Source organism: Variovorax jilinensis (genome assembly GCF_030316885.1).
In the GTDB taxonomy this organism is placed as follows: Bacteria; Pseudomonadota; Gammaproteobacteria; order Burkholderiales; family Burkholderiaceae_C; genus Variovorax; species Variovorax jilinensis.
Genome location: NZ_JASZYQ010000003.1, coordinates 153,159 through 166,912, shown reverse-complemented (window position 1 = coordinate 166,912; position 13,754 = coordinate 153,159). Strand labels below are relative to the sequence as shown.

11 protein-coding genes are annotated in these 13,754 nt (G+C 71.9%); 1 reads left to right on the top strand and 10 read right to left on the bottom strand.

Annotated elements, in window-relative coordinates; translation table 11 throughout:
- Positions 1-62: 62 nt before the first annotated feature.
- Entirely contained in the window at positions 63-3,578 is a 3,516-nt protein-coding gene (smc, locus tag QTH87_RS12305) for a chromosome segregation protein SMC (RefSeq protein WP_286609301.1), read from the bottom strand.
- 163 nt (positions 3,579-3,741) lie between these two features.
- Here smc and QTH87_RS12300 point away from each other — a divergent pair, with 163 nt between their 5' ends.
- A complete protein-coding gene (locus QTH87_RS12300) occupies positions 3,742-4,494 on the top strand; it encodes a hypothetical protein (protein ID WP_286609300.1) in 753 nt (250 codons plus the stop codon).
- 98 nt (positions 4,495-4,592) lie between these two features.
- On the opposite strand, the gene fabG is transcribed toward QTH87_RS12300, so the two are convergent.
- From fabG to QTH87_RS12255, 9 genes are read right to left on the bottom strand one after another with little or no spacing between them, the layout of a single operon-like run.
- Positions 4,593-5,324: a 3-oxoacyl-ACP reductase FabG gene (gene fabG / locus QTH87_RS12295; protein WP_286609299.1), complete on the bottom strand. Its 732-nt coding sequence runs from the start codon at positions 5,322-5,324 to the stop codon at positions 4,593-4,595.
- The gene (locus QTH87_RS12290; RefSeq protein WP_286609298.1) at positions 5,321-5,788 is read right to left on the bottom strand and encodes a hotdog family protein; all 468 of its coding nucleotides are present in this window, start codon (positions 5,786-5,788) and stop codon (positions 5,321-5,323) included. Before QTH87_RS12290 ends, fabG begins: the two co-directional genes overlap by 4 nt.
- Positions 5,785-6,537, bottom strand: coding sequence for a class I SAM-dependent methyltransferase (locus QTH87_RS12285; protein WP_286609297.1), 753 nt, complete (start codon positions 6,535-6,537; stop codon positions 5,785-5,787). Before QTH87_RS12285 ends, QTH87_RS12290 begins: the two co-directional genes overlap by 4 nt.
- 40 nt (positions 6,538-6,577) lie before the next feature.
- Positions 6,578-7,411, bottom strand: a complete 834-nt coding sequence (locus QTH87_RS12280) for a polysaccharide deacetylase family protein (RefSeq protein ID WP_286609295.1) — start codon at positions 7,409-7,411, stop codon at positions 6,578-6,580.
- 16 nt (positions 7,412-7,427) lie between these two features.
- A complete protein-coding gene (locus QTH87_RS12275; RefSeq protein WP_286609293.1) occupies positions 7,428-9,806 on the bottom strand; it encodes an MMPL family transporter in 2,379 nt (792 codons plus the stop codon).
- Positions 9,803-10,441: a LolA-related protein gene (locus QTH87_RS12270; protein WP_286609292.1), complete on the bottom strand. Its 639-nt coding sequence runs from the start codon at positions 10,439-10,441 to the stop codon at positions 9,803-9,805. Before QTH87_RS12270 ends, QTH87_RS12275 begins: the two co-directional genes overlap by 4 nt.
- Positions 10,413-11,396, bottom strand: coding sequence for a lysophospholipid acyltransferase family protein (locus QTH87_RS12265; RefSeq protein ID WP_286609291.1), 984 nt, complete (start codon positions 11,394-11,396; stop codon positions 10,413-10,415). Before QTH87_RS12265 ends, QTH87_RS12270 begins: the two co-directional genes overlap by 29 nt.
- On the bottom strand, positions 11,393-13,108 hold the full coding sequence (locus tag QTH87_RS12260) for an AMP-binding protein (RefSeq protein ID WP_286609289.1): 1,716 nt from the start codon (positions 13,106-13,108) through the stop codon (positions 11,393-11,395). The genes QTH87_RS12265 and QTH87_RS12260 overlap by 4 nt, the downstream gene beginning before the upstream one ends.
- A complete protein-coding gene (locus tag QTH87_RS12255) occupies positions 13,105-13,752 on the bottom strand; it encodes a COG4648 family protein (protein ID WP_286609287.1) in 648 nt (215 codons plus the stop codon). Before QTH87_RS12255 ends, QTH87_RS12260 begins: the two co-directional genes overlap by 4 nt.
- Positions 13,753-13,754: the final 2 nt, after the last annotated feature.

The following is a 13,754-nucleotide window of genomic DNA, read 5'->3' as shown; positions in this document are numbered from 1 at the left end:
CCCAAGGCGGCTGCGGCCCCCTCGGGGGGCAGCGACACACGAAGTGAGGAGCGTGGGGGTCATCATGCCGCCTCGACCATCGACACGGCGGATTCCATGTCGACCGCCACGATGCGCGAGACGCCCTGCTCCTGCATGGTCACGCCGATCAGCTGCTCGGCCATCTCCATCGCTATCTTGTTGTGGCTGATGAACAGGAACTGCGTCTCGCGGCTCATGGCCGTGACCAGCTTGGCGTAGCGCTCCGTGTTGGCGTCGTCGAGCGGCGCATCGACCTCGTCCAGCAGGCAGAACGGTGCCGGGTTGAGCTGGAAGATCGCGAACACCAGCGCGATCGCGGTCAGCGCCTTCTCGCCGCCCGAGAGCAGGTGGATGGTCTGGTTCTTCTTGCCGGGCGGCTGCGCCATCACCTGCACGCCGGAGTCGAGGATCTCGTCGCCGGTCATCATGAGGCGTGCGTTGCCGCCGCCGAAGAGCTCGGGGAACATCCGGCTGAAGTGCTCGTTGACGATCTTGAAGGTGCCGCCGAGCAGCTCGCGCGTCTCGCCGTCGATCTTGCGGATCGCGTCCTCGAGCGTGCCGATGGCCTCGTTGAGGTCGGCCGACTGGGCGTCGAGGAAGACCTTGCGCTCGCTCGCCACCGCGAGCTCGTCGAGCGCCGCCAGGTTGACCGCGCCGAGCGCCGCGACCTCGCGGTGCAGGCGGTCGATCTCGCCCTGCAGGCCCGAGAGGCGCACCTTGTCGGTCTCGATCGACAGCGCGACCGCTTCCAGGTCGGCCTGGGCGTCTGCCAGCAGCTGCTGGTACTGCTCGAAGCCCAGGCGGGCGGCCTGCTCCTTGAGCTGGAAATCGGTGATTCGCTGGCGCAGCGGGTCGAGCTCGCGCTCGAGCTGCAGGCGGCGCTCGTCGCTCGCGCGCAGCTTGAGCGTGAGGTCGTCGTACTGGCTGCGCGCGGCGCCGAGCGCACCTTCGCGCTCGAGCTTGAGCGACAGCGCGTCCTGCAGCCCGGCCTGGGCTGCGGCGTCCGACAGCCGGCCGAGCTCGGCGCGCGCGCGTTCGTCCTCGTCGGCCAGTGCCACGTTCTGCTGCGTCGCGGTCTCGATGGCACGGCTGAGCTCGCCGCGCCGGGCCTCGAGCGTGCGCTGCGCGAAGGTCGCCTCCTGCGCCTGGCGCTCCAGGCTGCGGTGCTGCTCGCGGCTCGCGCTCAGGGCGCGGCCGGCCTCGATCACGCGTTCGTCGAGCTGCGCATGGCGTTCCTGGCTGTCGGCCAGCTGCATGTCGAGTTCCTCGAAGCGCGATTCGGCCGCGACGCGGCGCTCCTGCAGTTCCTCGAGCTGGGCATCGACCTCGCCGAGGTCGCTGGCGAGCTGCGCGCTGCGCGCCCGGGCCTGCTCGGCCAGCTGCGCGAGTCGCAGGGTCTCGACCTGCAGCTCGTGGGCGCGCGACTGCGTCTCGCCGGCATCGCGGCGCGCCGCCACCAGGCGCTGCGCGGCATCGCCGTAGGCGGCCTCGGCGCGTGCCAGCGCGGTGCGCGACTCGTCGGCGATCAGCGCCTGGGCGCGCAGCTGGCGGTCGAGGTTCTCGATCTCCTGCTGGCGCGCGAGCAGCCCGGCCTGCTCCGAATCGGGCGCGTAGAAGCTTACGCTGTGGTGCGTGACCGCATGGCCGCTCTGCACGTACACCACCTCGCCCGGCTGCAGGCGCTCGCGCTGCGCGAGTGCGGCTTCGAGCGATGGCGCCGTGAAGCAGCCATGCAGCCATTCGGCCAGCAGCGCCTGCTGGCCGGCATCGCCGAGCCGCAGCAGGTCCGACAGGCGCGGCAGCTCCGATGCGGCCTGAGGCCGGCCCGCCGCAGGCGGCGTGTAGAAGGCCAGCTTGGCCGGCGGGGCGTCGCTGCCGAAGGCGCGCACCATGTCGAGCCGGCTGACCTCGAGCGCACCCATGCGCTCGCGCAATGCCGATTCGAGCGCGCTCTCCCAACCCTGCTCGATGTGGATGCGGCTCCACAGGCCCTGCAGGCCGTCGAGGCCGTGCTTCGCGAGCCAGGGCGCGAGCTTGCCGTCGGTGCGGACCTTCTCCTGCAGCGCCTTGAGCGCCTCGAGCCGGGCCGACAGGTCGGCATGCCGCGCACCTTCGGCATTGACCGCCTGCTGGCGCGTGCGCCGGTCGTCGTCCAGCTGGGGCACGGCTTCCTGCAATTCGTGCAGACGGGCCTCGGCCTCTGCCGAGGCTTCCTGGGCGGTCGCGAGCTGGGCCTGCAGATCCTGCAGCCGGGCCTCGTCAGGGGCCGCGAGCGCGTTGCGGTCCACGCGCAGCCGTTCGGCGCGCTGGTTGAGCTGCCGGCTCTGTTCCTCGATGTTGCGCTGGTCGGCCGCCAGCACCTGGATCTGCTGCTGCACCTGGACCACCGTGGCCCGCTGCGTGTTGGCTTCGTTCTGCGCGCGCTGCTGCGCATCCTCGAGCTCGGGCAGGCGGGCGTCGTGTTCCTCGAGCTGGGCGGCCAGCAGTTCGGCCTGCTCCTCGGCGTTCACGCCCTGGCCGGCCAGCGTCTCGATCTCGGCCTCGGCGTCCTCGCGCCGGGCGCCCCATTGGGCGATCTGCTCGCGCAACTGCACCAGGCGCTGCTCGACCCGCTGGCGGCCCTCGACCACGAAACGGATCTCGCCCTCGAGACGCCCGACCTCGGCGCTGGCCTCGTAGAGCCGGGCCTGGGCCTGGTTGACCTGGTCGCCGGCCGCGTAGTGGCCCTGGCGCACGGCTTCGAGATCGGCCTCGACGTGCCGCAGGTCGGCGGTGCGCGACTCGAGGTCGTTGATCGCGCGCTCGGCATCGGCCTTGACCTTGGCCTGGTCGGCCTCGCTCTCGCTGCGCTTGAGGAACCACAGCTGGTGCTGCTTGCGCGTCGCGTCGCCCGTGAGCGTGTTGTAGCGCGCCGCCACTTCGGCCTGCTTCTCGAGGCGTTCGAGGTTGCTGTTGAGCTCGCGCAGGATGTCCTCGACCCGCGTGAGGTTCTCGCGCGTGTCGCCCAGGCGGTTCTCGGTCTCGCGCCGGCGTTCCTTGTACTTGGAGACCCCGGCCGCTTCCTCGAGGAACAGTCGCAGTTCCTCGGGCTTGGATTCGATGATCCGGCTGATCGTGCCCTGGCCGATGATCGCGTAGGCACGGGGGCCGAGGCCGGTGCCGAGGAACACGTCCTGGACGTCGCGCCGGCGCACCGGCTGGTTGTTGATGTAGTAGCTCGAATTGCCGTCGCGCGTGAGCACGCGCTTGACCGCGATCTCGGCGAACTGCGACCACTGGCCGCCGGCGCGATGGTCGGCGTTGTCGAACACGAGTTCGACGCTGGACCGGCTGGCCTGCTTGCGTGTGGTGGTGCCGTTGAAGATCACGTCCTGCATCGACTCGCCGCGCAGTTCCGAGGCGCGCGATTCGCCGAGCACCCAGCGCACCGCGTCCATGATGTTCGACTTGCCGCAGCCGTTGGGGCCGACCACGCCGACCAGTTGCCCGGGCAGCAGGAAGTTGGTCGGCTCGGCGAAGGACTTGAAGCCCGAAAGCTTGATGGAATTGAGGCGCACGTCAGGTCGGCCCGAAGCCGGGTTGCGCCGGCGCTGGGGCCGGTGTGGTTGCCAGGTGGATTGCCAAGGAAGCTTCCAAGGTATTGATTTGTAAGCAGATTCGGCTGTTTCGCAGTGCGCGTGCGGGGCCGCCGGCTGCGCCGAGGATGATAACGTGCGGCCCATGCGTGTTCCCCCTCTTTCCGGGCCCCTTCAGCGCCGTGCCTGCCTGCTCGGCGGCGCCGCGCTGGCATTCGGCCTGGCCGGCTGCACATCCACCGATCGCGCCCAGCCCTACGACAACACCGAATGGCTGCAGAGCGGCGCCAACCGCATCGCCAACCTGGCGCTGCGCGACAACCTGCAGTCGGTGCGCCGGGTGCAGCTGTCGCTCTATCGCCGCAACCCGCGCGAATGGCGCAAGTGGTGCGCCAGCGCCGACGAGGCGATCCAGCGCACCTGGACGTCGATCTCGGAGAACCAGCCGCTGCCCCAGTTGCAGGGGGCCTACGGCGTCGACGCCATCCGGCTGGCCTTCGAGACCACGCCCAAGCCCTTCCAGGGCGACCGCGTCGCGGCCCTGGTGGTCGGCTGGGCGGCGCTGCTCAAGCAGGCCAATGGCGACACCTGGGAGCAGAACATGCTCGACGGCGTGAGCGCCGAGAACAGCTTTCGGGCGGCGCGCAACTTCGAGATCTCGCTCTGGCTGATCGGCTCCAGGACCGGCCCCGACGGCCAGCCGGTGCTGCTGGCCACCGAGATCAGCGAGCGCGGGCGCAACCTGCTGGTCGACCGCGAGCTGTCGAAGGTGGTGGCGCGGCTCGATCTGCTGGCCGCGCAGGCCGACGAGAAATACCGCCGTGCCGCGCTCGACTTCGGCCAGAACTGGTTTCTCGGCAGCCTCGGGCCCTTCTTCGCGATGGTGCCCAAGCAATAGCGCGCGGGACAATGGCCGGCCGGCGCCGGGCCGTCCCAAGCCGGCCTGCGGGCCCCTCGGGGGGCAGCGACCCACACGCAGCGGGGGAGCGTGGGGGCCTAATACATTCCGCCGTTGACGGAGATCACCTGCCCGGTGATGTAGGCCGCCTCGTCTCCGGCCAGGAAGCCCGCGAGCGCCGCCACTTCCTCCGGCGTGCCCGCACGCCTGGCGGGCACCATCTGCCGGATCAGGTCCGCATCGAAGGCGGCGTCGGCCATCGGCGAGGCGATGATGCCCGGCGCGATCGCATTGACGGTGACGCCGCGCGCCGCGACCTCGAGCGACAGTGCCTTGGTGGCGCTATTGAGCGCGCCCTTGGCGGCCGCGTAGTTGACCTGGCCGCGGTTGCCGGCGAGCGCGGCCACCGACGAGATGTTGAGGATCCGCCCCCAGCGGGTGCGCAGCATCGGCAGCAGCAGCGGCTGCGTGACGCGGAAGAAGCCGTTGAGCGAGACGTCAATCACCCGGTGCCACTGCTCGGCGCGCATGCCGGGCAGCACGGCGTCGTCGTGCACGCCGGCGTTGTTCACGATGACCTGCACCGGGCCGCCTTCGAGCATGCGCTCGCAGGCCGCGCCCGTGGCCTCTTCGCTGCGCAGGTCGAAGACCACGCATTCGGCCTTGCCGCCGGCCGCCACGATGGCCGCCGCCAGCTGCTCGACCGCCTCGGGCCGGCCGTTGGCATGCAGCAGCAGCGTGGCGCCGTCGCGCGCGAGGCGCCGGGCGATGGCGCTGCCGAGCGCACCGCTGGCGCCCGTGACCAGGGCGCGCTTTCCTTCGAGGCTCATGGGGTCCTTTCCGCAGCCAGCGGCGTGTTGAGCACCACCGCCGCCCGCCCGTCGGCCAGGGTGCGCCCGCGCGCATCCTGCACCTCGAATCGATAGAGCACCTGGTTCGCATCGCCGGTCAGGCGCTCGGCATTCACCTGCAGTTCGCCTTCGATGTCGTCGATCCGATCGATCGCCAGCCGCACGTTGCGCACGCTGGCGATGAAACCGGCCGATGGCTCGACGCCTTCGGCGGCCAGCAGGCCGCCGTGCAGCGCCATGGCCTGGGCGGCGTATTCGATCAGCGTCGGCGCCAGCAGGCCCGAGGCGGTGCGCAACGGGTTGTCGGCCTCGGCATGCGTGGCGGTGCTGCAGCGGATGGCCTGTTCGTCCCAGGACAGCAGGCGCTTGAGCAGGCACATGCGGCCGGCGTGCGGAATGCGCCGCGCGATGCCGGCGCGATCGAGGGTCTGCGGCGCGGTCATGCGATGTCCGCCACCAGCAGCACGTTGGCGAACGGCGTGCCTGCGCTCATCGGGATGTTGCGCACCGAGAACCCGAGCCGCTCTAGCAGCTGCGTCCACTCCTGCAGCGTGCGGCCCCAGGTCGGCGACACGCGGTGCCCGCGCACACGGGTCACGGTGCGGTCAACCCACTGGCTGATCGCGAAGCCGCGCCGGCTCGATGCATCGCCGACGCGCAGCAGCAGGCGGCCGCCAGGCTGGAGCGAATCGCGCACGCGGCGCAGCACCGCTTCCTGGGCCTGGAGGTCGACGTAGTGCAGGACGTCGAGGATCACGACCAGGTCGCAGGGCGGCAGCTCTGCGGTGCACATGTCGGCGCAGATGAATTCCGGCTTGGGCTGCAGGTGGCCGATGGAAGTCTCGGCGCGCGCCACGTCCCGGGGCATCAGCTCGATGCCTGTGTAGCGGGTCAAGGCGGGCGTCGCGTCCCACGAAGCGGGCCAGGCGCCCCTGGCGTGCATGGCATGGAGCGTGACGAGAAGGCTCGCGAACAGACCCTGGCCGCAGCCGATGTCGACCACGCGCCGGCGGTCGGCGCCGATGAGGCCGCGCCCGACCAGACCGCGGAAGACCGGGTCGCGGCCGAGCTTGCCGCGTGCGAAATGCCAGGCGAAGCGACCGGCCTGGCGATAGGGGGCGCTGGCCTGCTCGTGGACGCGGCGCCAGGCTTCATCGGGCGACAGTGGAAGGCTCGGGGGGTTCTTGCTCATCGGGAAACCTCGGTGCTGCGCGACGCGGCGCAGGCAGCGCTCATTCGAATGCCTCCGGCAGGGTCACGGCACGCAGCCCTTCGCGCCCGAGCCGGTCGAGCAGCGGCGGCAGCACCTCGAGCAGCACGGCCTGGCCGGTCGCGGTGCGTGCCGCATGGCCGTCATGCAGCAGCAGGATGTCTCCGGCTGCGAGATCGGTTTCGAGCCGCGAAAGCACCACTGCCGGATCGCGCTCCCGGGTGTCGAAGCCGCGCCGGGTCCAGCTCACGAGCGACAGGCCCAGACGGTGCAGCACCGGCGCCAGGAAGGGATTGCGCAGGCCCGCAGGCGCGCGAAAGCAGCTGGCCCGCTGCCCCGTGACCTCGAACAGCAGCTGCTGCGCGTGCGAGATCTCGCGCGCCAGGCCGCGCGGACCGAGCAGCGAGAAGTTGTGACGATGCCGCGCCGTGTGGTTCTGGATGCTGTGGCCACGCGCCATGATCTCGCGCGCCAGTGCCGGATGCGCGGCCGCGCGCTCGGCGATGCAGAAGAAGGTGGCGCGCTGGCCGTGCGCGGCCAGCAGATCGAGCACCTGCGGCGTCACTTCGGGGTCGGGGCCGTCGTCGATCGTGATCGCCACTTCGCGGCGCGCCACCGCAGCGGGCGGCAGTCGCGTGAGGTTCTGCCCGAGAAGGCTGCTGCGCGGTGTCAGCCCGGCCGCGGTGATCAGCGCATGGTTGAGCGCCACGGCACCGATGGCCCAGGGCACGGCGCCCGGCAGCAGCAGCGCGGCGCCGCCGGCCATGAGGTGGCAGCCGACGCTGGCGCGGACCATGGGCGGCCAGGGCCAGGCTTCGGACGGCGGGTTGACGGCGGGAACGGCGTTCGGCGGCATGGCGACGGATTTTCCCTCAGCGGCGCACCGCGCTGCGCGCAAAGGCCGCCGACAGCAGCAGCGCGAGCAGCGCACCCGGCGCCACCACGCGGCCGATCGAGGACAGCGCGGGGATGTCGGAGATCGCGATCAGGCCGAAGGACACCACGGTCGTGATGTTGGCGAGCATCAGCGAGGCCAGCGTGTCCTCGTCGGCGCGGCCGGTCACGCGCAGCTGGTCGAAGAAGAGCGCGTAGTTCGATCCCACGGCCACGATCAGCAGCAGGCCGACCAGGTGGAGGATGCCGAGCGGCACGTGCAGCACCGCCATGCCGCCCAGCACGAGCACCACCGCAACCACCAGCGGCAGGCAGACGGCGAGCAGCCGCCGGCCCGAGCGCAGGCTGAAAGCCAGCAGCAGGACCACCGCGAGCGCGCCCAGCAGCACCTGCAGGAAGGCCTCGCGCAGGTAGCGCTGGTAGAGGCCGGTGAGCTCGTCGCCGACGTTGACCACCTGCACGTCGGCCAGGCCGTCGAGCGCGGCGGCCAGCTTCGCGGCGTCGAAGCCCGGGCCCGGATGCAGCGAGATCAGCGTCGACCATCCGCCCGCCGCGCGCTCGAACATCAGCGCGCTCGCGAGCGCATCGAGCGGGCCGCCCCGGAGGTCTTCGCGCCCGATGATCGGCCGCGCGCGCGCGGCCTGCACGTCGGCGATGAAGGGCTCCAGCCGCGCGGCCGGCAGGGGCAGTCCCTGCGTGGCCTCGGCCAGGCGAGCGCGCAGGCTGTCTGCATCGGGCAGGCTCGCGATGCGCGCTGCCTGCGCGGCTTCGCTGGGCAGCACGCGCGTGACCGTCTCGAAGCCGCTCAGCTCGCCGCGATCGACCAGCGCCTCGAGCCGCGCACCGGCGGCCTCGGTGCTGCGCAGCGTGGCCTGGAGGTCGGTGCCATGCACCACGACCAGCGTTCCGCCGTCGCTGGCGCCGATGTCCTCGCGCAGTTCGGCATCGAGGGCCTGGGCGGCCTTGGGCACCGGGCTCATGGCGCCGAGATCGGCCCGCCACAGGTAGCCGCCCTGCCAGAGCACCAGCGCCAGCGCGCCTGCGCCGAGCGCCGCGAGCGCCCAGCGCAGGCGCGGCAGCCCGCGCACCAGCAGGCCTGCGGCTTTCGCCATCTGGCGCCGCATGCCCATGCCCGCAGCGCCGTCCGGCGCCAGCACCGGCAGCACGTGGCGCGCCACCAGCGCCGCCGAGATCAGCCCCGCGATCGAGAACACGCCGAGCTGCGCGAGCCCCGGGAAGCCCGAGAACACCAGCGCCGCGAAGCCGCAGACCGAGGTCAGGAGGCCGAGGCGCACGGTCGGCCAGTGGATGTCGCGCCAGCGCGCCCACCCGGTTCCCGGCACCGCCGCGCCCCGGGCCTGGATCAGGTAGTAGATGGCGTAGTCGACCGTCTCGCCGATCAGCGTGCTGCCGAAGCCCATCGTGAGGCCGTGCACGTTGCCGAACACCAGGCTGACCATCGCGGTGCCGCCGACCACGCCGGTCGCCACCGGCAGCACGGCGATCACGAGCGCGCGCGGCGAGGCGAAGGCCAGCAGCAGCAGGCCGCTCATGACGATCGCGCCGACCACGGCCAGGTGGATCGCCTCCGACTTGATCTGGTCGCGGCTCTGCACCGAGAACACGGGCGCGCCGGTCATCTGGAGCTGTGGTCGGTCGGCCGCCGGCAGCGCGCGCGTGGCGGCCGCGAAGGCTGCCTGCACGCGCGCGATCGCCACCGCGATGGTGTCGAGGTCGCTGCCCGCGGCATGCGTGGTGGCGAGGATCAGCGCCCGGGGTGCCGTGCGCGAGACCCAGACGCCCTCCTCGCTGCGCGGCGAGCTGGCGGGGATCAGCCCCTCGGCGATGCGTTGCGTCTCGCCGGTCGGATCGCGCTCCAGCAGCGGCTTGAGCGCATTGCCCGCGGGGGTCCCGAGCATCGAGAGGCTGTCGATGATCGCGTCGCGCAGGCCTGCGGCCGTGAAGCGCTCGGGCGAGACGTCCGGTGCCAGCTGGTAGCGGTGGTCGAAGAGCCAGGTGCCGGTGTCCTTCCAGTCGCTGGTGTCGCCGTTCTGCACCTGGTCGAAGAGCCTGCTCTGGCGCATCGCCGAGGCCACCGCGCGCGACACCTCGGCCCGCCCGGCCGCGTCCCTGCCGCCTTCGATGCCGATGAAGATGGTGCGCGAGGCGATGCCGCTCTGCAGCTGGTCGATCAGCACCTGCTGGCGCGCGTCGGGGCTGGCCGGCAGGAAGGCCGAGAGATCGGCGCTGAAGTGGGTGCGCGTGATCAGCAGCACGCCGGCCACCAGCGCCAGCAACCAGATCGCGAGCGGCAGCGCGGCGCGCGGCCGGCCCACGGCGGCGGCGCCTCGCGTCACGGCGTGGCGCGCGCGGGCACTGCCACCGCGCCGGCTGCGGGACGATCGGGCGTGATGCTCATGACCGAACGGTCGCCGCCGATGAACTCCATGTCGACGCCGAGCACCTCGCCGCCGCGGCCGCTCAGGCGCATCGTGCGCACCTGGGCCGCGAGGCGCGGATCGATCGGCTGCAGATCGAGCGACCAGCCGGCAGCGTTGCCGGCCAGCGTGCCGCGGAAGTAGCGCTGCAGGCCCTGGCGGTTGCCGCTCAAGGTGCTGCGCATCGCCTCGACCATGCCGAGCAGCTCGGGCATGCTGTCGAGCGCCAGCGTGCGCGTGCGGCCGCCGCGCGACAGCGTCAGCGTGTTGCCCTCAACGCTCATGGTCTCGGCGCGCGGCGACAGGGTGCGACGCACCAGCCGGTCGGGGGCCGTGAAGCTCAGCGTGCCGCTTGCATCGAGCGGACCTTCGAGGCCGCGCACGAATCGCTGCTCGGTGAAGCGCGCCTCGCCGCCCTTCTGCTGCGCCAGCAGCGCCATCAGGTCGTCGAGTTCGAAGGACCAGGCCGAGGGCAGGAGGAACACGCCGAGGGCCAGCGCCGCGAGCAGCGCCCTGCCCCATCGTTCAATGCGGATCTTCGAGCCAGAAATCATGAAAGTTGAACCAGTTGTACGGATAGGCGCGGCAGAGCGCCTCGAGCCGGGCCACATAGGCTTCGAGCGCCGCGCGGATGCGCCGTTCGCGCTCGGCCGGATCGCCCGGGCGCTCGCTGAAGTCGGCCAGCGGCTCGAACAGCACATCGTAACGGGCACCGCCCTGGTAGAGGCCGGCCATGAAGAACACCTTGCGCCGCAACAAGGCCGCGAGCCGGAACGGCCCGTCGTTGAAGATCGCGGGCTGGCCAAGGAACGGGATCTCGATGCTGCTGCCGCGCTGCGGGCCGGCCTCTTCGGGCCCGGCCAGGGTGCGGTCGGCCAGAAGGCCCGCAAGGCCACCCGAATCGAGCCAGTCGCGCAGCGCGAGCATCGAGTGCGGCCGGCCCAGCGCGATGATGTGCGGCCGCTGCGCCGGCAGGCTGATGGCGTTCAGCACCGCGTTGATCTGCTGCGCGTTGTCCGGATACATCAGCATCGCGGGCCGCAGCTCGGCGGGCGATTCGGCGCGGTGCTTGCAGGCACCCACGGCCTCGAAGCTGCCGACGTGCGCGCCGACCATGAAGGCACCCCGTCCGGCCGCGACCTCGGCCTCGACCGGCCGATTGCCATAGATGCGGATGTCGAACAGGTCCAGCCGCCCGCGCAGGAAGTAGAGCCGGTCGAGCACGGTCGACGAGAAGGCATGCAGCAGCCGGTAGCCGTCGGCCCAGCCGGCCTTGGGCCCGATGGTGCGGAACAGGTAGCGCTTGATGTGGCGCCGCTGGTTCGGCGAGAACAGCAGGAAATAGGCGCTGATCGGATGCAGGATCAGCCGCGTGAGCGGCCGCCCGCACTGGATCGCGATCCAGCAGATGAGGCGCAGCGCAAGCATGTTGCTGCGCTCTGGCGCGTGCTGCCACTCGGCCTGACGCGGGGCTTCGGCATTCGCCTTCGGAGCGGCCGGGCGGCTCATGCGCTGTCGCCCGGCAGCCAGCGTCCGCTCGCGACCATCTCGTTGCCGCAACGGACCTCGAAGCGCAGGCCGCGCGCGGCGCCGGCCTCGGGCAGCAGGTCGATCTCGAGCGCATTGCCGGGCCGAACCGGCGCGAGAAACTTGGCCGCGGCCAGGGTCGGTGCCGGCCCGAGCCGCGCCGACAGGGCCGGCACGCCGCGCAGCGCCTCCAGCACCTCGGACAGCAGCAGCGCGCCCGGCAGCAGCGGCTGGCCCGGGAAATGGCCCGCGAAGGCCGGATGGTCGTCGGCGACCTCGCGCGTGACCCGCACCGGCGTGTCGTCGGCAGCGAGCTGCGCGAGCGCGAACTCGCGCAGCGCGCGCACCGTGAGCTTGCCGGTGTCGGCACGAGGAAAGGCCGTCACGTGCACCACGCGTCGGGGCACGAACACAGCCTCCAGCCGCTCGCGAAGCGCTGCCACGATGGCCTGCGCCGCCAGCGTCGGCGCCACCACGAAGGCCACCGGCCGCACCACGCCGTCGGCCACCTCGTCGGGCAGCCAGAAGGCGCCGTCCTCGACCCCGGGGATGCTGTTGAGGTGATGGTTCAGGTAGCCCAGCGAACTGCGCCGCCCGGCCACGTGGATCAGGTCGTTGGCGCGGCCGAGCAGGCGGAAGCTGCGCGCATCGACCCGATCGAGCACGTCGGCCATCGGCGTCGGCTCGGGGATGAAATCGCCCTCGACGACGAAGGTCTCGCTGCCGTCGGCGCCGGGTCGAGCCTGCACGCGGATGTCGCCCAGCGTTTCCCACACTTCGCTCTGCGTGGGTCGGCGCGTGGCGACCTGGCCCGACTCGGTGCTGCCGTAGATCTCGACCAGCACGCCGCCGGTCGCCCGCTCGGCCTGCGCCGCGAGCTGCGGCGACAGCGGTGCGGTGGCCGACAGCACGAGGTCCACCGGAGGCAGCGCGATGCCCGACAGCAGCAGTGTCTTGAGATGGAACGGCGTGGTCACCAATGCGCGCGGCCGCGGCACCGAGGCCAGCGCGCGCGCCACGTCAGCCGGGAAGAAGGGGCGGCCGGCATCGAAGGCGGCGCCGCCGAGCATCGCCAGCAGCACCGATGATTCGAGTCCGTAGCTGTGCTGCACCGGCACGGTCGCGATCAGCGTCAGGCCTTCCAGCGTGGGCCGGCCGAGCAGCGCGGCAAGGCGCGGCACCGCGGCCTCGATGTCGCCGACCAGCGTGCCCCACGACTTGGCGTGCGGCTGCGGCGCGCCGGTCGAGCCCGAGGTCAGCAGGCTGGCGGCGTGGCGGCCGGCGTGAAAGCACGGCACGGTGGCATCGGCTTGCGCGACCGCTCCGGCCGCATCCGCCGTGGCCACCATCACGCTCGTCAGGCCCGGCGTCTGCAGCGTTGCCTCGTCGATCACCGCGTAGGCCGGGTCGCCCGCCTCGTGCAGCCGCGCCAGCGTATCGGGGCGGGCGTCGGGCGGCAGCAGGCTCGCCTGCCCGCGGACCAGCGCCGCGCCGAAGGCCACCGCGAAGGCGTAGCGGTCGCTGCACAGGTTGACCACCGGGCCGCTCTCGGGCAACGCGCGTGCAAGCTGCGCCACGTCGGCCAGGAACCGGTGTCCGCTGAGCGCAACGCCGTCGCGCCAGGCCAGCGGACGCGCGAGGTCGCGCGCGGCCAGCAGCGGCAGCAGCCGGTCGGCAAGCGTCGAGAGGGTCACGGCGTTCGACGCCGGGCGCCGTGGTCCGACGAGGCGCCGTAGAAGGCGCGCACCGCATCGACCATCCGGGTGCGCTCGAACTCGGGGTGCAGGCGATAGCGCAGCAGGTGCTCGCCGACGAAGAGGCCGACCACCATCAGCGGTGTCAGCAGGTTCGCGAGCACCGACCAGGCCGCGAACGACAGGCTGGCGTAGACCGCGATCGAAGCGACGGCCATGGCGACGAAGTAGCCGGTCCAGACCCACGTGACCTGGGCCGTGTAGATGCGCATCGCGGGCGACAGCGGATGCACGCGCTCGGCGAACTGGCCGATCAGCGACAGCCGGTCACCGCGCAGCGTGCTGCCGAACCAGACCGCGAGCAGCGCATTGATGCCGACATGCTGCAGCACGTAGAGCCGGTTCGGATCGCCGGCCTCGCCGTTGAGCACCAGCGCGAAGCCCGCCAGACCGACCAGCGCCGCCGCCAGCAGGCCCCAGCCGCCGAAGCGGCTGCCCGCGATGCCGAGTGCGGTCAGCCACAGCGGCCCGAGCAGCACCGCGACCGCCCACGGCGCGGCCGCATGGAACAGCATCATCCAGTGCGAAAGGAAGGCATAGCCCACCCCCGCGATCAGCAGGAGCGCCAGGCGCCAACGGGTCATGG